The organism is Persicitalea jodogahamensis, assembly GCF_014651615.1.
GTDB lineage: Bacteria > Bacteroidota > Bacteroidia > Cytophagales > Spirosomataceae > Persicitalea > Persicitalea jodogahamensis.
The window spans coordinates 12,844-36,540 of sequence record NZ_BMXF01000007.1 but is presented as its reverse complement, the minus strand read 5'-3'; the positions used below and the strand labels follow the sequence as shown (position 1 = coordinate 36,540).

General features: G+C 46.3%; 21 protein-coding genes. 2 read left to right on the top strand and 19 right to left on the bottom strand.

The genetic code is table 11. The features are described 5' to 3' along the window. Nucleotides 1-157 precede the first annotated feature (157 nt). The 12 genes from IE117_RS23895 to IE117_RS23840 form a co-directional block, all read right to left on the bottom strand. Nucleotides 158-871, bottom strand: coding sequence for a recombinase family protein (locus IE117_RS23895; protein ID WP_189568201.1), 714 nt, complete (start codon nucleotides 869-871; stop codon nucleotides 158-160). A 1,027-nt stretch (nucleotides 872-1,898) separates the two neighbouring features. Continuing rightward, nucleotides 1,899-2,918 carry a PDDEXK nuclease domain-containing protein gene (locus IE117_RS23890; protein WP_189568199.1) on the bottom strand — a complete coding sequence of 340 codons (1,020 nt, stop codon included), beginning with the start codon at nucleotides 2,916-2,918 and terminating at the stop codon, nucleotides 1,899-1,901. A gap of 366 nt (nucleotides 2,919-3,284) precedes the next feature. Further along, the gene (locus tag IE117_RS23885; RefSeq protein ID WP_189568194.1) at nucleotides 3,285-3,527 is read right to left on the bottom strand and encodes a hypothetical protein; all 243 of its coding nucleotides are present in this window, start codon (nucleotides 3,525-3,527) and stop codon (nucleotides 3,285-3,287) included. 218 nt (nucleotides 3,528-3,745) lie between these two features. Further along, a complete protein-coding gene (locus IE117_RS23880; RefSeq protein WP_189568193.1) occupies nucleotides 3,746-4,021 on the bottom strand; it encodes a response regulator transcription factor in 276 nt (91 codons plus the stop codon). Further along, a complete protein-coding gene (locus IE117_RS23875; protein WP_189568189.1) occupies nucleotides 4,008-4,445 on the bottom strand; it encodes a hypothetical protein in 438 nt (145 codons plus the stop codon). Before IE117_RS23875 ends, IE117_RS23880 begins: the two co-directional genes overlap by 14 nt. 84 nt (nucleotides 4,446-4,529) lie before the next feature. Further along, nucleotides 4,530-9,599, bottom strand: a complete 5,070-nt coding sequence (locus IE117_RS23870) for a helicase-like domain-containing protein (RefSeq protein ID WP_189568187.1) — start codon at nucleotides 9,597-9,599, stop codon at nucleotides 4,530-4,532. A 20-nt stretch (nucleotides 9,600-9,619) separates the two neighbouring features. Further along, the gene (locus IE117_RS23865) at nucleotides 9,620-10,081 is read right to left on the bottom strand and encodes a hypothetical protein (protein ID WP_189568180.1); all 462 of its coding nucleotides are present in this window, start codon (nucleotides 10,079-10,081) and stop codon (nucleotides 9,620-9,622) included. A gap of 160 nt (nucleotides 10,082-10,241) precedes the next feature. After that, nucleotides 10,242-10,463 carry a hypothetical protein gene (locus IE117_RS23860; protein ID WP_189568179.1) on the bottom strand — a complete coding sequence of 74 codons (222 nt, stop codon included), beginning with the start codon at nucleotides 10,461-10,463 and terminating at the stop codon, nucleotides 10,242-10,244. Nucleotides 10,464-10,527: 64 nt separating this feature from the next. After that, nucleotides 10,528-11,355 (bottom strand): DUF932 domain-containing protein, encoded by an 828-nt coding sequence (locus IE117_RS23855; protein ID WP_189568177.1) that lies wholly within the window; start codon nucleotides 11,353-11,355, stop codon nucleotides 10,528-10,530. 267 nt (nucleotides 11,356-11,622) lie between these two features. Further along, nucleotides 11,623-13,938, bottom strand: a complete 2,316-nt coding sequence (locus IE117_RS23850; protein WP_189568175.1) for a toprim domain-containing protein — start codon at nucleotides 13,936-13,938, stop codon at nucleotides 11,623-11,625. A 68-nt stretch (nucleotides 13,939-14,006) separates the two neighbouring features. After that, the gene (locus IE117_RS23845) at nucleotides 14,007-14,228 is read right to left on the bottom strand and encodes a hypothetical protein (RefSeq protein ID WP_189568173.1); all 222 of its coding nucleotides are present in this window, start codon (nucleotides 14,226-14,228) and stop codon (nucleotides 14,007-14,009) included. 44 nt (nucleotides 14,229-14,272) lie between these two features. Beyond that, the gene (locus tag IE117_RS23840) at nucleotides 14,273-15,175 is read right to left on the bottom strand and encodes a hypothetical protein (protein ID WP_229581393.1); all 903 of its coding nucleotides are present in this window, start codon (nucleotides 15,173-15,175) and stop codon (nucleotides 14,273-14,275) included. A gap of 168 nt (nucleotides 15,176-15,343) precedes the next feature. Here IE117_RS23840 and IE117_RS23835 point away from each other — a divergent pair, with 168 nt between their 5' ends. Further along, entirely contained in the window at nucleotides 15,344-15,964 is a 621-nt protein-coding gene (locus IE117_RS23835) for a M23 family metallopeptidase (protein WP_189568170.1), read from the top strand. 5 nt (nucleotides 15,965-15,969) lie between these two features. Here the strand turns inward: IE117_RS23835 and IE117_RS23830 are convergent, their stop codons facing one another. After that, the gene (locus IE117_RS23830; protein WP_189568168.1) at nucleotides 15,970-16,386 is read right to left on the bottom strand and encodes a hypothetical protein; all 417 of its coding nucleotides are present in this window, start codon (nucleotides 16,384-16,386) and stop codon (nucleotides 15,970-15,972) included. Nucleotides 16,387-16,487: 101 nt separating this feature from the next. Next, on the bottom strand, nucleotides 16,488-18,647 hold the full coding sequence (locus IE117_RS23825; RefSeq protein ID WP_189568166.1) for a YWFCY domain-containing protein: 2,160 nt from the start codon (nucleotides 18,645-18,647) through the stop codon (nucleotides 16,488-16,490). A 107-nt stretch (nucleotides 18,648-18,754) separates the two neighbouring features. Between IE117_RS23825 and IE117_RS23820 the strand changes: the two genes are divergently transcribed. Then, nucleotides 18,755-19,216, top strand: coding sequence for a hypothetical protein (locus IE117_RS23820; protein WP_189568159.1), 462 nt, complete (start codon nucleotides 18,755-18,757; stop codon nucleotides 19,214-19,216). Nucleotides 19,217-19,267: 51 nt separating this feature from the next. Here IE117_RS23820 and IE117_RS23815 read toward each other — a convergent pair whose 3' ends face one another. From IE117_RS23815 to IE117_RS23795, 5 genes are all read right to left on the bottom strand, one after another. After that, on the bottom strand, nucleotides 19,268-19,645 hold the full coding sequence (locus tag IE117_RS23815; RefSeq protein ID WP_189568157.1) for a hypothetical protein: 378 nt from the start codon (nucleotides 19,643-19,645) through the stop codon (nucleotides 19,268-19,270). 140 nt (nucleotides 19,646-19,785) lie between these two features. After that, nucleotides 19,786-20,850 carry a ParB/RepB/Spo0J family partition protein gene (locus tag IE117_RS23810; RefSeq protein ID WP_189568156.1) on the bottom strand — a complete coding sequence of 355 codons (1,065 nt, stop codon included), beginning with the start codon at nucleotides 20,848-20,850 and terminating at the stop codon, nucleotides 19,786-19,788. Between the two features lie 4 nt (nucleotides 20,851-20,854). Further along, a complete protein-coding gene (locus IE117_RS23805; protein ID WP_189568154.1) occupies nucleotides 20,855-21,814 on the bottom strand; it encodes a ParA family protein in 960 nt (319 codons plus the stop codon). A gap of 162 nt (nucleotides 21,815-21,976) precedes the next feature. Continuing rightward, complete coding sequence (locus tag IE117_RS23800; RefSeq protein ID WP_189568152.1) at nucleotides 21,977-22,840, bottom strand: relaxase/mobilization nuclease domain-containing protein; 864 nt, start codon at nucleotides 22,838-22,840, stop codon at nucleotides 21,977-21,979. Continuing rightward, nucleotides 22,830-23,384 carry a hypothetical protein gene (locus IE117_RS23795; protein WP_189568150.1) on the bottom strand — a complete coding sequence of 185 codons (555 nt, stop codon included), beginning with the start codon at nucleotides 23,382-23,384 and terminating at the stop codon, nucleotides 22,830-22,832. Before IE117_RS23795 ends, IE117_RS23800 begins: the two co-directional genes overlap by 11 nt. Between the last annotated feature and the right edge of the window lie 313 nt (nucleotides 23,385-23,697).

The window sequence follows — 23,697 nt, the reverse complement described above, 5'->3', positions numbered from 1 at the left end:
CAATCCGAAATAACCCTGTGCTATGTTGTGGCTGTGCAGCGGTAGAAGACATATGAAATATTGGCTCCGGAGCCATTTATCGGTGGTGAAGCCTCGCCAAACATTTCACATGAACCAGCCCGAACTCCTTGCCAACTATATTAAATAAAATCCGGATTCACTGTGTGCTGCTTTCCGTCTCCATGATACGATGCCAGAGCCGCCGCACCTGGACGGTGGCATATTCCCCTCCCCTGGGCGCCCGAAACCCATCGGCATTCAACTGGCGGGCAATGCTGGCGTAGTCGTGCCCCTGGCTTCTGAGGTGGCGGATCTGGGCCATCGCCTGGCGGCTGTTGGTGTTCGACCGGGCGATGCGCCGCACCTCGGCGGTTCCCAGTCGGCTTGCCTCGCCGCTGTAGAACGCCTCGCTCCCTACGCGCCACTCCCCGTCCCGCTCGACTTTCACTTGCATCGCGGCCTTGGTGCGGATGCCGCCCAGCTCCCGCTCCCGGTCGGCGATGGCCATGAACAGGGTCAGCGTAAACTTGTCCAGGTTGGGGACATCGCAGCTTTCCAGCCGGGTCTCCAACTCCCGGTAAATCCACAGGGCCTGCTCGGTGTCCCGGCTGAGGCGGTCCACCTTGGCCACCACCAGCGTCGCCTTCCGAAGTTTGCAGAGCGCCATCGCCGCCTGCAGCTGCGGGCGTCCGCTGATGTCCTTGCCGCTGCGCACGTCGGTGAATCTGTCGATGATGTTCTTGCCCTGGTAGAAGTGGTCGATGTAGGCGCGCTGCGCTTCGAGCCCCAGCTGGCTGTCGCCCTGCTTGCGCGTCGAGACGCGGAAGTAGGCCACGTACTCCGCGGGCTCGGTCTGGTTGAATTCAATCATGACGTGTTTTCGGTTTTTCCAGGTTATCCATCGGCACTGCTGCCGGAATGTCAGGCGAAAGTAGCCAAACCGGGCGGGTATTACAAACCTACGACGACCCTCATTGGTCTGTAATTGGAGTGCAGCAAAAAGTGTGGGGCAACTGAGTAATTTTGATAAAATTACATACATGGCGGAGATTCAGCAACGACCGGTCGTCCGGAATGTGTCAAATACCTCTTATTTCTAGCTCGCAGGAAGGTGCTGTATGAGGGATGGGACGTCTGTTTTCGGCAACGCTATCCGGGCTTTGGCCAGGTTTCCTAGAAACACGTTTCGATTGCCGCTTAATCTAGATTACCCCGCAGCGGCGGGCCACCACACTTTTTGATGCTCTCCTAATTAATGCACAAAAAACTTTCAATCTGACCTTTTGGTATTGAAATGTTCTTTGCTTTGTCCGGAAAGTTTAATGATAAGTCTTTCAATCTGACCTTCTGGTATTGAAATAAGGTCAGCGCCGCCAGTACAGTCAGGACCACAAACCTTCAATCTGACTTTCTGGTATTGAAATCGGCAAGATCGAAAGTGGACTTTGGTCGTTGAAAGCTTTCAATCTGACTTGTTGGTACTGAAATGTGCTTCCATACCCAAGAATTGAATCAGGAAGAATATTTACATAATTTCCAAAGATGCTCGAAACAATTGTTCCGGATAAGCTTAGTCTTCACATGCCCGGTCTTTTTTGGCCAGGGTCATGTTAACGAAAGCGATTTAACCTTTTTTTTAATGGTGGGGTACGGTTTATGAACATTGGGTTAGAAAAATGCAGCTCAGACAATTCTAAACGGCTTTTAGCATAGAATGAGGGGTGAAAACCCCAAGTCGATTTGCAGTTTTGAAATCATCCTAGCCGACGGGAGCTGTGCTAACTTTCTTATTTTCCTAGCAGAGTTATTTGATGACCTTCGCAAACTCATATTCATTTACGCTGAGACGGGTATGCTTTTCCTCTTGCCCTCACTGGTTGAATGGACATTTTTTAAGTTTATTTCATTCCAAAGTATTCATCTATTTTGGATGCGATTTCTTCCCTTCCCGGTAGCAATTCTTTGTATTGACTCGGTAGCTTTGCCATGGTGGTGTAAGTCGCTACCCCGATAGGCATATTGCTTGTTTTGAGGGAATATTCTACCACTGTTCGGTCTTTTTCTTTACAGATAATGATACCGATAGCATCGTTCTCATGCGACAGCTTAACGCTTTCATTCAGGATGGATAAGTAGAATTCCATTTTACCTTTGTATTCCGGCATGAACTCCCCTATTTTGAGCTCTACCGCTACCAGACACTGCAACTGACGGTGGTAGAGCAGCAGGTCGATGAAGTACTCCTTACTACCTGCCTGAACCTTGAATTGATTGCCCACGAAAGTGAACTGGTGTCCTATTTCGAGCAGGAAATTCCGAATGTTTTTGACGAGCGCAGTTTCCAATTGGCTCTCGCTATGCTCCTCGGAAAGATTGAGGAAATCGAAGGTGTATTCGTCCTTGACTGCCAAATGAGCCCGATGTTTCATGTCTTCTGGCAGCGTCCGGTCAAAGCTGGTCTGATTCAGCAGGTATTTTTCATACGTTTCGTTTTCAATCTGGTGAATGAGGACGTTTTTAGTCCAGCCAAATTTACTGGTCGCCTGGATGTAAAATTGCCTTTGCAAATCATCCTTGCATTTTTTTAAAATGGTGATATGTTTGCTCCAGCTAATTTCTCGTACCAACGGTACGAGATTTGTAACACCTTGATATTCACTATAAAACTGAGCCATCAGCCATAAATTGGCCGTTGAGAAGCCTCCCACGCCCGGAAATTCTTTTTGCAGTTCTTCGGATAGCGAAGCAACGATGGATTTGCCCCAACTCTCGCTCTGCTTTTCTGCGATGGACTTGCCGATTTCCCAGTATAGGTCGATCAACTGCACGTTTACCGCCTTTAAAGCCTCATACTGAGCCTGGCGAACCTTGGTTTTTATCTCTGCTATAAAAGAGTATCGTTCATTAATGAGGTCCATACTAATTTCGATGCGGGGTTAGGAGGCCAAACACTACGGCAAAATGTGAAGAATGAACGGCCAACGGCTGGGTTCTACACCAAACGTTTCTGAAGTAGACTTTTTTGAAAGTTAGGGCAGTTTCTGTTTGCTAGTAAAGATTCTTCGTAAGATCGCCGGACATTCGGATTAATCAAGTTCAGCTAAAAAAGCAAGGACACACAAGTTAGTGCGTCCCTGTCGGAAGTGAATAATTTGAACCCGAATTTACGGTAATTTTTGCGAACTGAGTAGGAGTTTTAAAGCTTTGTGGACGACTGAGCAAGCGCCCAAGTAATGACTAAGTACCCATTATTTAAACTAAAGTCCGATTACTTCCAGATTAAGTCAAAGGCTTTCATAAAACATTTTCAAAACGAACAGCCTTAAATCTGGGCAGAGAGCGTACCAATCTTTGCAGGTCATGTCGAAGCGCATTTTGGGTACCAGCTCAATGTCGGTTCCCTCTTCGGATAGGGCAGTCAAAAATTTGGGGTGAAGAGCGTCCTGACCATAACGATCGAGAATTTGTTGTAGTTGGGGACATTTAGTTTTGAGATTTTTAAAAGGAGATTGCTTGGTTGATTTCATCGGTTAGGTTTTCCATTCAACATATCTTACACACACACCTGAATCCGATCCGTCCAGATTGTCCTACCAAACGGATAGAGTTTTACGGTCGGCCAAAATTAGCGGGAATCATCGGGCGGGTCAATACGTACTTAGCCTTATTTTTGAAGAGCGGCAACTAAAAAAGGGGAGAGAATCGCATACGTACAAATACGTACATAGCCTAAAAAACGGCCATTCTAGTGGTTCTGCATCATTTTGTGAAGCAGCTCAGCCTTATTGGTAACCGCGGCCTTCTGGAAAATATTTTCGACGTGCTTCTTGACTGTCCGCTCGACAATGTGCAATTCTTCGGCGGTTTCCTTGTACATTTTTCCTAGCCTTACCAGACGAACCACCTGCTTCTCCCGTGTTGTTAGTTTAAATAGGGACATATTGATCTCGAAGATGTGGATGTTCTTCTCGATTTCGCTGACGATACCGTTAAGGGGTGGCTCGGTTTCAAGATTTTCCATCACGGTCAGTCCTGGCTTGGAGAATGGAGCGACGAATGAACAGAATGGTTAGGATGGTGAACCCAAGATTGGTAATAATCGCCTCAGTGACCTGATCAATGCCGGGGAAGAAAGCTATGGCCACGAACGGGACAACCGAAAAGTAGATCCCAATCACTTCCAAATACTCCCGATTTTCTATCTCCTTCTCAAAAGCTTTTCGGATGGCTCTGAACATGACGTATGCCAGTACCAAACTGTACCCTGCCGGGATAATCAGGCCTTGGGCGCTGGCGCTGTCAATGTTACCTGAAAGCAGATATTCCGTAGTAAATATCAGGGTAAAAGGGACATAAAGGGACAAAATCACGCCGTAGGTTGCATGAAATCGCAGATCGCTCAGATTATAGGATCGGTAAAAATAATAGGGAAAATAGCTTGCCATGATGAATCCGTCAGCGTAAGGGTTGTGCCTATAAAAAATTCAAGCCCAGCAAACTATATGGAAATTTTGATTCAAACGAATCAATCATTGCCCCAAGGCGCGGATGGATTTTTGATACATCATCGGGGTGAGTGGCTCTTTACTCATTGACTCTTCAATTTCCTTTGAACGTGCAATCGTCTCGGTCTCGTGATTCTTTACCGTACCTTGAATGCTACTTTCGCCTTCTGGCTTCAAGCTATCGGTCAAGCGTCTTTCAACGTCAGCAAGACTGGTTTTGAACTCTCTCAGCTTTGCTTCTTTCGGCCACGGTTTGTTTTGTGCTTCCGAGGCAATCTTTATATCACGCGCCAATTCCTCCTGCCTTTCCTGCTGCTGCTTTAACAATTTGGCAATTTGTTCGCTCGAAGTGGCTTTGTTCACGTACTCCCCGGCGGTTCTGATTTTTTCTGAGTTGAGGTAGCCGTTATTGTGGCGGTAAACGATACCATTGGGCGACCGTACCTCCCATTTATGCTGCGTGTGACCATCGAACCTGAACGTGTCCACCGAAAGTTCGAAGCCTCTGAAATCGGCAATTTTCGTAATTCCAATTGCCCGCTTTTGCTGGGCAGTCAGCATGGCTATGCCCAAATCCTCTATCTTTTCCTCTGCCACCAAAGGAAGACTTTCCTTCTTATCGCCGTAGAGACGTTTTTGGTCGGCCCTGATTTTTTCCAGCACCTCCCCTACCCTATCCAGCGATTTTTCCAACACGGAATAGGATCGGCGCTGGGAGGCCATGTCTTTGTTGAAAATTGTCTTCTCTGATTCCAGACTAGCAATTTGCTTTTCGATTTTGGCCTTCTCCAGCAAATCCTTATTCCCCGAGAGTAGGGCAACGTACTCGGCATAATTCATGCCGTTGGTTTCGTCCATTCCTCCCTCGTCGATGCGCCGAACCGAAAGGTTTTGGTTTTTAATCTGAGAGATAAACAGTGCTTTGTTTTGGAGTAAGTTGAACATGAAATTATCCAGCGTGCGCTCTACGGCGTAGACATAGTTTTGCACTTGGTTACCAAAATGGTTTTTAGCGGTTAGGTTCCCCGCCCTTACGCCCCGGCCGACACGCTGCTCGAAATCCGAAGGCTTCCAGGGAACATCCAGATGGTGCATGGCCACGATGTGCTTTTGCGCATTGACACCGGTTCCGAGCTTCTCGGTTGATCCCATTAACACGCGGATCCGGCCTTCGTTGGTGTCCCGAATGATTTGCTGACGCTGCTTGTCATTCTTTGCATCGTGGATGAATCGGATTTCCTTAGCGGGCAGTTCGTATTCCTGAATCAGTTTTGCCTTCAAGGCGTCGTACACGTTGAAAAGGGAAGTTCCCGAGGGAGTACCCAAGTCGCAGAATACGATCTGGGTGCCTTTGAATGGCGTCGATTCTTTATAATGTCGACTAATCACCGCCGCCGCCTGGCTTACCTTGTTATTCGGATGGTCGCCTGCCGTAGGGTCAATTAGCCGCATATCCAGTGCCGACTTCTTCGAATAATTTGTAGCGATCAACATCTTGGCCCGCTCTTCTGACTCCGAAAGCCGCCCTCTGCCCAATAAAGTACCATCGCCACTGGCCGCAAACTTGACGAGGTTTTCGGTGAACGCGGCCTGCTGCTCGGTCGGTTTGATGTTCATCAATTGGTGAACGGCGGAGGGGCGATCGACACCAACCATTTCTGCCGTACGGAAATCGGTGATTTGGCTGTAACAAGCGGCTAATTCCGGCACTTTGATGAAGTGCCGGAATCTGGACTTTTCGATCAACTGGTTCGTGACGGAATACTCGTAATCAGTAGTCTTCTTGGCATAGACAGACAGCCAGGAATCAAAGTTTTCCATTTTCTGTCGCTCTAATTCTTTTGGCCGCAGGTATTTGAAAAGCAAGTACAGCTCCGTCAGAGAGTTAGAAATAGGTGTCCCAGAGTAAAATGCAACCCCGGAATCCCCTCTCCTCTTTTCCTGAATGGTTCTGACGGCAAAAAGCATATTGAGCGCTCGCTGCGAACCCACCTGATTCCCTAGGCCAGCCACCCTATCGTGCCGGGTGGTAAAAAGAAGGTTCTTGAATTTATGGCTCTCATCCACCTGGAGGAAATCGATCCCCATCTTCTCAAAATCAAGGGTATCGTCTCTCTTCTCGTCAATCTGGTGAAGAACCGAATTCAGATTGTTCGTTAGGGAAACCTTTCTTCTTTCCAGACCTTTTAACAGCGCGGTACCTACTCTGTAGTCGTTTCTTTTGAGTTCAGTTAGGTCTTTTTCAAGATTAGCGACCTCACTACCTATCAGTCTTTTCTGGACATCCAAACTTTGGGGGATTTTGGCAAACTGGTCGTGCGTTAGGATAATGCAGTCCCAGGCCGTGTTGGCCATAGCATCAAAGAGCATTTCCCTCCGCTGTTTTGAGAAATCTTTTTCGGATGGCGCGAGGATACGAGCATCGGGATAGGCTGCTTTGAAAGTGTCAGCAATGGCCCCGACATTCGCCTTCATACCCACGATCATCGGCTTGGCCACCAGGCCCAGGCGTTTCATCTCGTAGGCGGTGACGATCATCGTTAGCGTTTTTCCGGTTCCAACTTCGTGGTCCACGATACCTCCGGCGTTTTGTATCAGCATCCAGGCAGTATCTTTTTGAGAACCGTACAATTCCCTGATGCCTAAGTTTTGGAGACGCAATCCCGGAAATTTCAGATGGGCACCGTCGTACTTCTGCTTTACTTCCGAGTTGTACAGCCGATTGTAGGTTTCCTCGACCACTTTTTTCTCAGGATGTGGCAGCTGTCCCATCCAGTCAACGAAACCGTTTCGAATCGAATCAATCTTTTGGGAAGCCAGCCTGATCTTCTCCGAATCCCGGACAGTGATTTCCTTACCTTGGCCGTCATTAATCTTTTTGGTGATATTGGGTACATTGTCCAACAGGGCGTAGTGGAGCAAATCCAAACCTGTGTAGCTTCTGCTGCTGGACTGTACGGCAAACTCTTCCGTCAGCTTGGGGTTGTAACGATGGTCGAATCCCTTAATTCCGAAGTCGTCGATGGCCGAAGAATAGCTAACCGCGACTTCGGTTGAAAAGAATTGTGAAGCAAAGCGTGAGTACAAATCCGTATCAAGCCACCTTTCACCCAAATTAAAATCAATCAATTCAAATGGAACGGGTTCGGGCTTAACGCTTTCCAGATAACGGAGGGTTCTTTCAATTTCCGTGGGATCGACTTGCGCTCCCGAGCCTAAGGCGGTTATTTGTTCAATTTTTTGCTGAATATTTCCCGATCCCAATACATCTTTGATCTGGTAATCGCCGCCGATTGGATTATAGTAAATCTGTTCGGCCAATTTAATCAACAGTCCATCGGTTCGTTCGCCGGAAATTTCGGCTATGTATTCCAAATTGACTCCCCCGAACCGGTTCAGAGAAGCGGCTAGTGCTTCTTGGGGAGTAAAGGAAGATACCTGAGCGTTAGCGATGTGAACCGGGCGATGGAAAATATCCGTTTTTTCGTAGGATTTGAATACCTCACTGTAAGTTTCCAGCGAAAGAAGCTGACGGCCCGATGGGTCAATCAGGATGGTGTCAATATTCGCGCGGTCTTTCAGTGAGCCGAAGCTTGATTTGAAAGAATCGTAGCTTTCGTTAAGCTTTTCGCGATATTGTGGACTTTCGGTTTGGTTATCCCGCTCCTGGTGAACCAGTTTGAAGTAATTGTCCCGGATATCGATCAGGGTCTCCCAACGCACTCGCTGCGAAGAGGACAAGCGCATGGGTTCTACAACCGCTTTCCCAGCTTCGTCTTGTTGAAGTTTTCCTATCGTTCCGGCCTGATTTACAATGCTGCCCTGGGAGAGGTGTTCATAAAGCTCGCCTGTAAAATCAGTTGAAGCTGGCAGGGAAGGAGGCGCTACCGAGGGCGATGAAAACAGATCAAGCTGACCAGCCGACACTGACTTTCGTTTTGTGCTGGTGACGGATTTTGCCTGGTAAAGTCGGTAATCAAACTCTTTAAGTATGTCCTGTTGAAATACCTCAAAAAGCTCTTTTCCTATTTGTTCGGCCTCTCCGGAGTGAGTGTAGATGAGCGCGGGTTTACCGTATTGATTGGTGGCAATGTCTCTGCTTGTATTGATTATTTTGTTCGGCGCACTTTCAAAATAAAGGTTGGATTTGACAGCCTCTGCATCGGGAACAGGGCTGTAGGTTTGTAGGAATAGCTTCTCCTGCTCAGAAAGCGTACCGACAGGCTTTGCTCGTTTTTGGACAATGATAAAATCAGATCCTGCCTGGGTGCCTGCATCCTTAAAAAGGTTGTTAGGCAATCTTACCGCCGAAATCAGTCGGGCTTTTTGGAGGAGGTTTTGGCGGAACACGCGATTGCTTTCCGTATTGGCAAAACTATCGGTGGTAATCAACGCGACTAAACCGCCGGGTCGAGCAAGTTCGACACTTTTTAGGAAAAAGTAGTTGTGAATCTGCCCGGTGGCCTGTTTTTCGACCGACCCTTTCCTGGCAAAGGCCGGATCGAATACTGAGATATTACCGAACGGAATGTTGCTGGCCACCAAGTCGAATCGATTGTCTTTTTGCGCACCAACGTTTTCAAAACCTTCATTTCTGACCGAATCCCCTAATTCTGCCGAGAGCAATAGCCCAGTCAGCAAGTCCTTTTCGAACATGAGGACATCGCTCGGACGATGTTCCGTTTTAATCACGTCGATGAACCTACCGCTTCCCGCCGACGGATCAAGTACGGAATTCAAAGGAATACCGCTCGCTTTCAAGGAAGAAGAAAATGCTTCGATGATAGGGGTAGGCGTGTAAAATCCGGTAAGGACGCTGTTCTTGGCTGACTCGATGTATTTAGCTGAGTCATTCGGCATGTACAAATCCACCAAATCGTGAAATTCCTGAACCACAGGACGCATCCGCCTATTGGACTCGCTCCAATGGGAGTCTTCCTTTGGATCCATCAAAATCTCACTTAGGCCGCCAAATCCGACGTACTGAGACAATACCTCGTTTTCTTGGGGATTGGCATTTCTAAAACTTAGGTGAAGTTCAAACGCCAGGCGCAGCGCGGTCAGGTTTGACCCCATTTGTTCCAACTTGTTCATGGGTGGGTTGGGGCGGGATTTTAATGTTTGTTGATAGAGAGTAGCGTTTTCCTGACTCCGCTGAGAAGTTCCTTATTGGCTCTCACCACATCTTCGGGCGTGGTCGCCATTTGGAGGGCAGAAACGGTGGCTGTGTTTTCGACAAGTATGTGCATCACCAAGTCTAGCTCGTCCAAATCTTCGATTCCGGTCGCGTACGTAAGGAAAGTCTGGTTTTCCAGTAAGAAGTCTTTCAGTATGTCATAGGGCGAGATAATGCTTTCCAGGGTTTCAGTTAGCGCACGTTCCATCGCCTCGTAGGTTGCCATCCCCGCCCGATCGAAGGCTTGAAAAAGGGTGATGGCATCTTGGGTCAACTCTGACAGATGAGTTTCAAAATCCTGGCTCTGAATCAAATCCGGGTGATAATCGGTCAGATAATTTTTAATCCTGTTTTCAAAATATCCCTCCTGATGCCCACTTGTGTCTGCTGGTTCAATCATAGTTGAAATATTAAATTTTAATTTCCATATTTCAAATTTATAATTTTTATTTTGATTCGAATAAATTGGCTCACCTATTTTCGGATTTTGGAATCCCAACGGAGCAAAAAAGGCCGATAGCTTGTTGCTATCGGCCTTTTTTGCTCCTGCCTTGTTGTTTTCAAAAATAGTCGAAAACAGTCACGTAGTGTTTATACCATGGATCAACGGCAAAATTCAGAGTGGCGCATTGGTGGCTTCCTTGAAAAAATTGCAACAGTCTGGAACAGGCTTCTTCGGTTCCAAAAACAAACAAGTCTCTGTCTCTGACCACGTAGGCGCTCACTTTCTCCTTGGCAAGCTGGCTCATTTTCTGCGAGCAGGTTTCGTTCTGAATATTCATGTTGTGGAATTTAAAAAGGGTTTCCAGTCCGGTAGAATACCCGGACTGGAAACAGATGGGAAAACTAGGCTATCAAGTCAGCGAAAACGGGCAGGTCGCAGGATTTCAAAAGCTGGTGTCCGTTTACGATGCTGAGACAATGGTTATAGCCGTCCAAATTGAGCCGTTCCGCGCGGTTGAACATGGACATTCCATTGTCAGCCGTTACGCCCATTTCGTGCGTCGTATAGTTCGTCAAGCCATTGAACAGGCCAAAAATGGTATAGCCAGTGTCGGCCATTTCTGTTCTGAAGCAAGCCTCGATGGTGGAAACGATGTTTTGCTTGCGGGTGCTGATTTCGGCCTGGCCTAGCCGCTCCTCCCTGCTTAGGTTTGCCAACCTAGCTACCAGGCTATCGTGAATTTCTTTCGACACTTCCACTTTTGAAAAGTCGTTCAGGGTTTTGTAAAAGGTGCGGAGGCTTTTCCGGTAGTTGTAAAATTCCTCCTGAATCCTTTCGACGCCAATCTCCAGCCCGCGCGAATGCTTCACTTTGAGGGCGCGGTACTGCCGGGCAAAACGATTGCCGCAGCGAATCATCATATTTGAATTTCCGACAAAAAACGTGGTCTGTCCGTCGTGGCCGTTGCCAATCATCAGATGGTCTTTGAATTCAAAGCCGCCGACCTCGAAAGTCTCCGTGCACTTGAGGAACCCAAGCATTTTCTTGCCGCCTTCTAGCTCATAAATGGCTTCGATAGGAAAATTGGTAACGTCGGCGAACCGCTCGACGCTGCGGATGAACGAAGCGTTGGACATCGGGTAATACCCTTTCTTGCAAACGTTCAGCAAGGCTCCCGTATCGCTGCGAAGCAGGGCTTTGTACCCTGGCAGTTCCGTGGATTTCTCCAAGAACGACGCGGAAATTTTGGACTGGACTACCTCCCAATCTGAGAGGGAAGTGGTGATTGATGGATTTTGATTTACCATGATAATAATTAATTAAGAGGTTTGTAAATGGCAGTCTGTCAACTGCTTAACTACCTAAAGGTACCACTTTATCTTGATTGCTACAACTTAGATAAGCACAATTTCAAGAGAAAACCTTTCTTCCCATTTGGTACAAAAAAGGGCCTTCCTTTGGAGGAAAGCCCTTGATAACGTGCTGGTTTTATCTGACTACATTTTCGGCCCCTTTCGCTTTGGCGGATCCCCTTCCTTAGAATCTTTATGGTTTTGCTGATTCTTTTCTACTACGGGTATGAGCGGCTTTGTCATGGTAGGTTTTAGAAAAGATAGTAATGACAAATCTCCTAGGTAAAGATTACTTGAGCTGGCTAAACTTTTTCCGTTCCGACTTTTCAGGACGTCGTTGAAATCATTCTGGGCAGCCGTCGGCTTAACCACTGCCGTAAGTTTCTTTCCGTCTCTCCTTTCTATTTCAACCCCTAATTGATACAGAGCAGATTCCAGCATACACTGCTTGTTGGGAAATTTTACTTCTGTGACCGTCCGCATGACATTTGTTTCGGCTTCGACCAGATTCTCCCGGCGCATTTCGGTTGCCTTCTTACCTACCCGCTCAAACATATTCATTTTGTCCAAAATCCGGTCGATTACGCCCGCGTTTTCTGATAAAACTTCCCGGAATCCAACCTCTTTACTCAACGGGTATTTTATTTCGATTGTCATCACGTTATGCCCTACCTCTTTTGCAGTCAAACTATCCCCCCCCGCTCCGGTTGCCGGTGTGAGGTTGTTATAAACCACATGCGGGAGTATCGCGAAGCGATTGTCCCGCTGTGGGTGTTCGGTAGCCAACAAATTAATAGCAAAACGGTTTCCTGCGTTGTCACCATCCATCCCAATCACAAATTGGGCTTGTGGATTGGACTTAATTATTTTGCCAACCTGCTCCATTTGCTGGTGGGACGGATTGCCCGCCGACGAAATGTACTGTCGGTACTCGCCCTTAACGGGTGGGGAAAGTATGTGGTACGATATGGAATCGATCGGAGATTCCGAGATCATGATCCGATTAGTTATTATTTTAAAGTCTGACTTTTCGATTTCAACCGATAAATTTCCTTCGGTAGGATGAACAGTATGAAAGGTTAATTTGCCGTTTGATTTGGACACAGTCCCTTTGGTTTCTTTATCCAATCGAATTTTTGAATCGCCTACCAATACCTCTTTTTCTACGGTTAACTGGGCGTGTTCATTACTCTTCCAGATGGCATCTCCCTTCTGACCGGGCGGGAAACTCTTAAAATTCTCATTTCTGATATCCATCGACAGAATGTTCCCCTTCTCCGAGGTCAGCGGAAAGACAATATTTGTATACTCTTCCTTTTTGGACGCCAAAACCTGGTTTTTAAATTCCGGGGCAAATAGCGCCTCCAATGAAATAAACCGCTTTTCTGTCAGATAATTTGGCTGATTTTCTGGCAAGAGCGTCAGGTTGTACTCTTCAATCAGGTCGGATTGGCGAAGCTTCTCGTCATTCAAATACTGTTTTGGCGAGGCAGCGGCTATGGGTCGAAGCTGGGCCGCCTTTTCCCGGTAATCCGGGCTACCGAGTATTTGATCAACCACCTTAAAGGCATTTTTATAATCTCCTTCTCTGAACATGATGAATGAGAAGACATCACCCTTAAATGCTGTGTTATTGAGATCCACAAAGCCCTTAAACCCACTGTTGGAATTATTCATGACCGCTAAGCGCTGGCTATCGCCTTCGATGCCGGATTTATAAATACGCCATTTGTCTTTGGGCTTGGATTTTGAGCTCATTTGGTATCCATAATGCTCAAGCACTAATTCCATATCCAGTTCTTGCCGGATTTGGGCAAAATCCTTTCTCTGGTAATTTGGTGCGAATTTCTTGGGCTTGGAAAATTTTACGACTGGTTCGGGTTTGTTTTTGGTATCCATAAGAAGGTAGATGGAAGGTTCTGCGATTTTCTGACCGGGTACAGCAAAGGCCGAAGCAGCCTTGAATAAGACATCCAGATTATACTCTTTGGCTTTACCGTTAGTGTTTCCGACATTGTGGTACAAGTCTGGAAGCGACATGTGATCAATCTGCAAGGCTCGGTCGGTGGTACTGCTGGCGAATTCATGCGCTTTGATTACCGCTTTACGGTCGTACACCTTAACAAAATCCGTAACCTGGAAACCATTGACAGCAGGGTAGAAATCGACGCCTAAGCTATCCCTAGTGGAGATTTCCGATTCAGATTTCAGGGGCTTTTTATTTTCGAGGTTCACCTCCGAATCAACCGGCTTACGACCCAATTCCCGGAGTGCAGTATTCAGCCGGACAATGTTATCCTGGGCCGGATCGATCCAAAGTTTAATGGTGCTGTCAGTTCGTGCTTGTTCGTATGCGTTGATCGAGAAGCTACCGAAGGCCATGTAGCGTACATTATTGGCGTTCAACTGGTTGAATAGCTCAACTTTATCATTATCTACGAAATTGATGGGTTCGTTCATGGTGGAAGACGAGTTTGGAATGACGAGGGAATTATATCAGGATATGGTTTGATGGCCATGTCTCCGCCTCAAAGGCTTTCGTAAAAAGCTCGGAGTACGAAGAGCCGGAATTCCTGGGACAAATCGAACCATGCCTCAGCGGGCATAGCCTCCCTCATTTTTGGGATTAGAATCATCTCCTCATCTTCTTCGTCCGTGACAATGCAGCAAGGTTCCAGGGCGTCTTCACCGTAGGTTTGAAGAATGTAATCCACAGAAAGTGGACACTTATTTTCATTCTTGATTTTCATAGGGGTAGGTTGAAAGCTGGTAGTGGAATCTCCTTTGGTATGCCTTATATCCGACGCTTTACGAAAGACGTTTCGGTTTCGAGATTCTTCTTCGGCTGGTCAGCAATCGAAAGCCGAGGCTGCCCCTCCCCTATTTCCATGAGATTACCCGAAATGGGATTGAATTTGACCCTGGCTTCGGGCATTCCTTCGGCTTCGGTTTCTGGATCGGCTATCACTGTAATGCTTTGGCCGGAAAGAAGCTTTTCGACCTGCCTTGCTCTTATAGGCACCCCCTTGTGGCTAGTGGGAAGATCAGAAAGTGTGATTTGTTGTTCGCGAATGTGTGTACTGTAGGCACCAATCTGAGGGTTCTTGATGAGTGTACCCTGTCTATAGCCAAGCGTGAAAAGCGATTCCGTTTTGGCTAGAAACTCTCTACGCTTGTGGGAGTCGCTCTCAAAATACCAGTCGGCAATGTTGGCCAGACTTCTCTTGAGTTCAATTGCCTTGGCAAGGGGGGAGATTTTTTGGCTCATTACGTCGGAAATCTCCTTTACCTCATTTTCGTACTCAGAGCTATTGCCATTAGTGCTTTTCGATAAGGCTGTCTGAATTTCCTGGGTGTACCCTGGCTTGGCTGTCAACGATTGTACTCCTAACCTATTCGCATGGCTAGAATTCAGTGGACGTCCAGAAAGATCAATCCGCAAAACGGGTTGGGCAGCATCGGCTTGTCGATTCAAGTGGAGTAGCTTGAATCCAAAAAAGTGCCTAGGATTACCGACCTCATCTTTGGAGGTATGCCTAACCTGAATCACTTCCCCTCTCATCAGATCGTCCCGAACAGCCTTTTCTGAAAGAATCGCTCTGGTTTCTGCATCGTTCGATAAAACCCCTTCTACATGGGCGAAATCGACGCCATGATAGCTCTGCGCTATTCTTTTAATGTCCTTTCCTGCTCTCATATCTACTGTTTTGTTCAAGTCATCTTTCTCTGTCCGTGCAATTTTAAAAATAAAATTAATAATATTAAATTTTAATTATTAATTTTATTTTTAAGCTCATCATAATGAAAGACGTCTATGGACTCTGGTTTGAGGATAATTTGCTTTCTGACGTTTTCCACGACTGTCTTGGCACAGTTACCCAAGGCGAAAAGCCCGCTTGCGAGTGTACAGAATGCCGTTGAGCGACGGGACACCGAAAAGTCGTGGGAAGAGGCGCAACCCGACAATCCCGTTCAATTGGAGCAGGAACTGGGAAAGACGAACTATGATTTCTTGAAGGACATACCAAGTATTAGTCCACTACAAGTCGGGGAATCGCCACGGATTTCCTCACTTTTTGGTATGCGGCTACATCCAATCGACGGGATTCACAAACCACATCTAGGAATTGATCTGGTATGTCGGCGAGGCTTCCAATTTGTTTACGCCACGGCGAATGGCCGAGTTATTTTTGCGAGAAGTAAGAAGGGATTGGGACTGACGGTAGAGGTAAGCCACGCCGATGGTTATACGACTGGCTATGGCCACTTAGGCACCATCTATGTCAAACAAGGGGAGACGGTGAGAATTGGGGAGGTATTGGGACTGATGGGAAGTTCCGGCAAAGCGACTGGTGTACATGTCCATTATACCATCAGTATAAACGGTACGGCGGTGGATCCCCTACCCTATCTCACTTTATACGAAGACTTTATAAAAAGAAAAGACGCCTTGCGGGCGTCTTTGATTGAAAACTCAGCAAAATAATCTCATCAACTATCGGCTCCCCGGCCGCTGATTGAACTGAGTGTTTGATTCTGCTTTCTTATCTCTTCCAGTTTTGAAAGTGCGAGATTCACCAGTTCCTCCGAGTAGTAGAGTTTGTCAAAATCATAGCCGTTCCTCTCGACGGCTCGTTTGAAAGTCATGATATTCGCGGCCGTGCCCTTACCATCTTTCAATGCCCTGTACTGAATATAACTTAGGCCATAGGGCTCCAACAGCATTTTCTCACTAGGTTTCTTCGACATCTGATCAGCTTCTTCCGCAGTCAGCTCTCCCCTTTCTCTTTTGGCAGCTACGATAAGCTGGAGGCATAATGAGAAAACGAGCTTGTTGAAGAAGGCTACGGCTTCCTGCTCGGAGTATATTTCATCGAGTTTCCGGTGGATTTCAGGATTAGAGGTCATTATTTCAGAAAGATTGAGCTAAGTGCTATTTAGTGTGTATGCTACTGATGGCCTAAAATTAGAATAAAATAATATCAAAAGTCTATTTTCTTAGAAAGAAATCATGGTTTGACTTCGGCTTGAAATTCCTCATATTCGAGTTTGATGAGTTGGGCTACCTCGGTTTTGATTGACCGATAGTTGTCGTCGAGCAAGCGTAATTTCCAAGTCTCCTTATCATTCTCTTGGTATTTTTCTCCCGGATAGTATTTGCTCACCAGCTTGGCTATGTCTTTGATAACGGGTGGTTTAGCGTGGACCTTCTCCATGCCTTCCTGATCTACCTTTATCACCCCTTTAAAGGTTTTGAGTTTGATTTCTTCGCCGAAGTTGTCGGCAAACTGGCCCACAAACTCGCCTTGTGAAAGCCCCGATATTTTAGATGCCGGAATCACTTCGTGCAGGGCGGTCGAAAGCGTGACTGAGGTTTCCTCTTTTCCAAAAGTAACGTTTTCAGATTCCTGCTGCGTTTTTCCAAAGCGCCTGGACAGCTTTTCCGCCGATTCGAACACCACCTGCCCGGAAAAAATATTACCGGGTAAGTTCATTATCACTTTGGATTCCCGTTCACCGTAACCTGACGCCAACTGTTCGAAATCCTGAAAACCGAGCCAAGTGGCCACTTTATTGCTCCGGGCGGTGGCCATAAGCGATGAAATGCCTTTCAGGAACATGGTGGGCAATTCATCCCAGAAAAGCGCGGACTTGAGTTTTCCCTGCTTATTGACCAGCTTAGTCATTTTGGAAGTGTACAAAGAGAAAACGGCACCATACACTTCATCCCGCTCGGGGTTGTTACCCGTGCACAGGATTTTGGGATCGTCGGGATTATTGATGTCAAGAGTAAAGTCGTTGCCCGACATGATCCAATACAATGTGGGCGAGGAAAGCCGAGCTAACGGGATGCGTACCGAAGCGATTTGCCCTTCGAGCTGTTCGGCCGCCCCGTGTTGAGCAGCACTTGCAAAGGGGCGCACGTAAGCCTCCAATTGCGGGTAGGAAGCCATTATGGTAAACATTTCCATGTACTCTTTCTGACAAGCAAATTCCAGGATATGGGGAAACGTGCAGACGTTTTGGAAGCGAGCGTATAAATCCAACATTTCGGGATCGCGCAGAGCCGCTGGCTTTTCCATTTCTTCGTTGAACAGCCGGGTGTACTTGATGGTCACCAGCTTCATGTACCAAATCACAGAAGTGAGGAAATTGATGGCCGACTCCACAAAAAAATCGCCCTGTTTATTTACCCAGGTTCGGTTGAGATTGAGCATAATGGTCGCCGCACTCTGGTAGCCATCCAGAATTTCCGTCATACTGGATGGGACAAGCGGGTTGCAACGATGGGAATACTCGATGTCGTCAAAGTTGATCACGTAGAATTTGGGTATAATCAACTTCCCCTGGGCATTTCGCCCCCAGGCGGTTGGGTTCTCCCGAATGGTTTTGTGATAGGCATTGTAGGCCTCCAGCGTCAATGTAGGGTATTTAAAATCATAGATGTAGGCGGTGTAACCTTTCCAGATGGATTGCCAAATGGCAGGCACCAGAATGGCGAACGACTTACCGCTGCCCGGAGTACCCAAGATCATATTCGACCGATATGGATTAATGATGTTCACCCAACCATCCCGCCATTTTTTGTTGTAGTAATACAAGGTCTTAAAGTGGATTGAGTCGTTATTTTCCTTGAAATCCTCGTTCTGGGGAAAGGTCTCATTTTCGTTGTTGAAAATGTCGTTGTTGTTTTTAAAAAACATGATGCGGGATGCATTCTGACCTGCTTTTATGATCCAAAATATAGCTATGCAGTTCGAGACCAGATAGATTATATCGGCAGTTTGAGTTGAAAGCAGAAACGACTGGTACAGAAAGTAGATATTGAGGAAATATAGTATCGTTCCCATCGATGCGTACAGATACACCTGCTTCACTTTAATGCTGGGATCGATTTTGCCTCTCGAGCCAATTGAATATAGTATCAGTAGAAAGAAGACAACGATCTTAGTAACGAGTGGATGAAGAAAGAGATCGTAGCGCTCGTTGAGCCTGATCAACACTAGATTGAGAAGCGTAGTAGGATTGAATGAACCGAATGAAGGTATGCCTGCAAACAGATCGTTGTTGTACCAATAATGATGAAGAAATACAAGCAGTAGCGCAATCGAAAGTAGTAAATCCACCCCTTTCGCCCGTCCCTCCTTCTCAGCGTGAGTAGCAGCCATTTGAAATAAAATTATATATTATTAATTTTCAAATCTATAATTTTATTTCAATCTTTGGAAATTAATTCTTCGCTAACGCATAAAGGCCCGAATGGGCCGTAGGATTTATGGACAAGAAAATTTCTGCACTGGCTGTGCTGATTCTATCTGCAACCATTGGTTGCCAACACCGAGTACTTAAGGGAAAGCGGTACAAGAACTATGAGTTGCTCCAGTACAGAAGCGTACTGGAAGCAATGGACAACACAAATCAGCTGGAAAGCCAACGCCTGGAATACTTGATCCCCCCAACATTTAGCTATGCAGAAATAGAAGCATTTGGGGATTTCTCGGATGAGGCTACTCCTGACTCCCTGGAAAAACCTATTGGGGGTGAAGGAGCCGTGTTAATACCCAGCCAATTTTCAGTTTTGAAAATTATTTCCGCTCAAGAACAGCAGAGGGCCCTTGAAGAAGAGGCAGACGAAAAGTTGTATAGAAGCCAGTCTGATCCCGCTTACTACGAAAACGCCAAGCGCGCATTTCAGGCAGAATACAAGCGGCGGATGGGTGCTAAAGGCTTGAAGTGAGACTTAGCAGTACGATCAGAGTGCGGATTGCAAATCCGCCTTTTACCGTTGCTAAGGTTCTCCAATCTTCCTGTATTTGAATTCGAATCCGTTGTTGATCGTAATTACGCCTTGGTCGAAAAGTAGCGGAACGCTGCCCATCGGAGTTACTGCGAAATAGTAGCTTCCTTCCGATTCGTATTTGAGGGGATATGTGGTGCCGTTGTTGTACCGCATAAATAACCCACCGTCCTTTTCGGAAACTGTAAAGGTCACAATCTTAGCATCAGCTGTCGCGGGTCGTCCCTCTTTCGGAATCCTCTTCCATGTCCCCATATATTCCTCCGTACGGTTATCATCATCTTGCTTTGCGCGCTCTTTGGAATCACATGATGACAGCATCATCAATATCAGCAGGACAGCACTCAAGTATTTCAATCGGTCGAGCATAATAGGGCAATCAGTAAAGGAATGAGAAATTGTTTTTTCATAATTGATAAAGCAACTTTCTCTTTCAATATTGTTTTCAGCAAAGCTTTTTTTATCAGTGACACTCTAATTTGAAAGTGACACGGTGTCACTTTCAAAACTCATTCTAGCACGCTTAGAAGCTGATTTGCCTTTTCAATCAGTAGGTTTAGAGTCTCTTTTTTAGAAAGATCTTCGTTCAACAGGTTTCTGATTCCTATTTGAAGTTTTGCAGCTTCACTATCCGCCGCCAAGTAATCCTCTTTAACGAATTTGACAAGTTCTGAATCTGAATCAGCTAGGGTTTTCTTGCTTCCTTTCGCCGAAGCTACGCCAGACTCTGAAGCCATCACTCCCTCAATTAAAGAAGCAATTGTTCCAGATTTTTTCTTGTCAGAATCTTCAGGCTTATGCTTTAATTCGTCCAGGCTCTTGAACGCCTTCGGCATTTTTTCCAAAACCGCATTCAGTTCATCAATGGACTCAACCGGTTTTGTGGGTTTTTTCTTAGTCAGTGCTTTTACAGCGCCTCGTGGTACCTGAGTTTGGCCCGATAGTACCTCCTGCTTTAATTCGGGCGACAGCTCATCCATTCCTTTAGCGAAACCCGCATCCCTCTTTATCGTTCGTGGGCTGACGTTGTACTCTCCGGCCAGCTTTTCGGCGACATTTATATCTCGTCCGGATTTATTCCCCTCTTTCATTTTATTATACCTCAGTCCGCGTAGGTAGGATGCTTGCTCTGGGGTTAAGTTTCGCCGACCTAGCTGGTAGTTGATCATGTAATCCCGGACAGCCTCCATATCGCCAAAGCTTTCGATATTGATACGGTAGTCGAGACCGTGGTTTTCCGCAAGATCGTGTCTGTTGTGGCCGTCGATGAGTATGTACACTTTGGAATCATCGGCCACTCCATCCAATAGTTGATTGGAAGCGCTTTCAGAACTCAGTCCGCTTCTGACCACGGTTGGCGTTGTTTCCCAGACAGAAAGTGGGTCTTTGATACCGTTGGCGAGCAGGTTCGATTCTAATTGCTCCTTCTCTTCTTGTTTGAGCGGAGGAATGAGACTCCGTAGCTCAGGAAGTACGATTAGATTTGATTTGATGAAGATCTCCTGCTGGAACATGGGTTTTTTCATGTCGGCAGTCTTTTCTTTTAACTTGTCGAGCGGGCTAGTTTTGGCCATGATCTTATTGGAGTTTGAGGAGTTCGGTTGCCAGGGATTTATACTGATTCCAGGGAACGGAGGCGGGATCGCTGGTAAACAGGTCTTCCTTGGCTACCTGTGATTCTTTCACCGCTTTGGATTGACTAATGATCGTATCGAACACGTGAATTCCCTGGAAAGAGTTTTTAATATGTTCCATCATGTCGGCGTGGAGGTTTAGCCGTTTGTCTATCATTGTGAAAACAAACCCTTTGATGTTCAAGCTCGGGTTGGCAAAGGTGCGAATGTCGGATATGTGATTTAGCAGGTTGGCAACCCCATGATAGGCGGACGCTTCGGCCTGGATAGGTACGATGCAGTCGCTTGAGGCCACCAGGGAGCAAGTCGTACAAATTCCGAGGCTGGGCGGACAGTCGATGAGAACGTAATCGTATTGATCTTTAATCGCATTGAGTTTGATGGTCAATCTTCTCTCTGAGCCTATCGAATTCATCAAGTCGCTCTCACGCGCCGCCATGCGGATGTCAGACGGTGCCAGAAATAGGTTGTCTGCAATTGGCAGTACGGGTATCTCAGCATCGGATAGTAAACTATCAATGATTTGGGTATCCGGCTCGTGAATATTGTAGCATTGGGAGAGATTCCCCTGTGAATCCATGTCGATCATCAGCACGCGCAGACCGTACAAGCTGAGCGCCTTCGCCAAGTTAATGACCGTCGTCGTTTTTCCTACTCCTCCTTTGTGGTTGACTATGGAAAGTATATGGGCGGGATTCGTACTGTTATCAAAATTGTCGGAATATCCGTACTGACGTAGCACCTCCTCAATAGCGGGTAGGTGCTTTTTAGGAATATTGGCCGCGTTAGCCAAAAGTGCTTTTGAAAGCGTTTGCGGCGGTATACCTGCTTCCTTCTCTAGTGGCGGGATTTTGAGTCCGGGTCGTGAACGGATAAAATCGACGATTTTTTCCTGAGTAATCATAGGGTTAGATATATTTAACTCTAAACTTTATGATACAAATGTAATAAAGAGGTTTTTCTATCCAATTTTATTTAGAAATATTTTGGCGAAATTGACACGGTGTCACTTTCAATGTGCATTTCTGATAAATCAGTAGCCTTTGTTGTCCTTCTCTCGTTACTTTTACCTCACTTTTTGATGAAAACGCAATTCTGATTTCTGGCCCTCTGCCTCAGTCTTGTCATCCGTTTTTTTCTTAGGATTCGGACTTTCTTTACCACGGGAGGTTCCGTTAATTCTCTGGATAAGGCTATTCTTGGAATATTGTCGGCCGAGTGACGAGCCTTTGATTATCGTTCCGGTTTTCGCGCAGATAAATCCGATGCCGCTCCCGACCTTAGATTTAAAGCCAAACTTTAACAACTTGATCTGTAACCCATGAAGGTTATTACATTCTGGTAGTAGGTCGTCGATATTCCTTCTAAGCTTTTCATGGTAAGCAGTCGATTTAGGGGCGAATGCATCTTTTCTTTCTATAACGTCCATCTGTTTTACCCTTATAAGGTCATACTTAACTTCCATCTTTCGACAGAAACGGCCAATTTCCAGATAGTCGTAGCTGGATCGGGCCGTATTCTTGCCTCGTGAATCGACTTTGTTGGCAATGATGTGGATATGCTCGTGTTCCTTGTCCGAATGTTTGAAGGCAATTAGACCATTACCCTCGAAACCAAAGCTTTTGGCAAAGTCAATGACGATGCTCCGCAGGGTTACCTTGTTGGGGCTCTCGCCAGGCGGAAAGGATAAACTTACGTGGCTAACTGGCTTTTTGGTACGGGAATTCAATGCGGCCGCCCTACTGAGTTCGCCGGCAATGACGCTTAACGGTACTTTGTCACCAAATAATAAGGCATTGATGTGCTGATGGTATATTAGCTCTCCGCGTACATTTAGCGCATCCGGTTCCTTAACGGCGGCGCGCTCGTATTTACAGTAGGAGAGGACTCCAAGAAAATTTTGCCCCGACTTTCCAATTTTACCGATCATGATGCAGCTTTTTTAGTCTGTAAAGTTCCAGGAAAGGCTCCATAGCGTTTTTCATGGAATCCACCTTATCCAATGCATTTTGCAATTGCCCTCTGTTTGAAAGGTTGTCCATCTCTCCGACTAGAGTTTTTTCTAAGTCCGATACAATCGAATTCAATTCCCGAACCAGACTTTGACCGTAAACGATTTCATTCACCGAGTATACGGTACGATGAACCACCTCCTTCACATTTTCACTCATACATACAAAGTCTTCCGAAATAGACTTTTGTGCCGAGGTTTTTTTGGCAAGCAGGGCTAAACTGCTCGACAGTTTGAGAAGATCCGTCAATTGCTGCTTGATGTCTTCTCCCATTGGCTTGCTTAGTGTGGCCGCTTCTCTATTCAGGAGTTTCTCACGACAGAACACTGTGAATCCAACCGTATGCCCCTCGTATTCCCTTTTGAGGATGTCAATCTCAGGCTGAGATAGCATCAAGGTAACCTTACGCCGCTTTTCGCCTTCTTTTAGAGGTGGCCTCCCTGGCTTTTTATGTCTCCTCATATTTCACTGGTGCTTTCCTTATAAACCTACAATGAGCCTACTGGCAAATTGGCTCCCGCAGGGCAAGCGGTTTTCATCCAGGTAAAATACATTTATGGTGAATTTTGACCGGGTGAAAACATAGCTTGCTAATTACGATTTCAAATTTAATACATTATAATATTAATATTTAAGCCGAATTCTACTTTTCAAAAAAAGTGGCAATTTCCAAAATGGCCATATAACTCATCGCATTACGCTGTTGAAGAGGTTTCTGTTAGAAAAGTGCTTCTGCCGAATTAGCCAAATGTTAATCCCGTGTTGCTCCCATGTT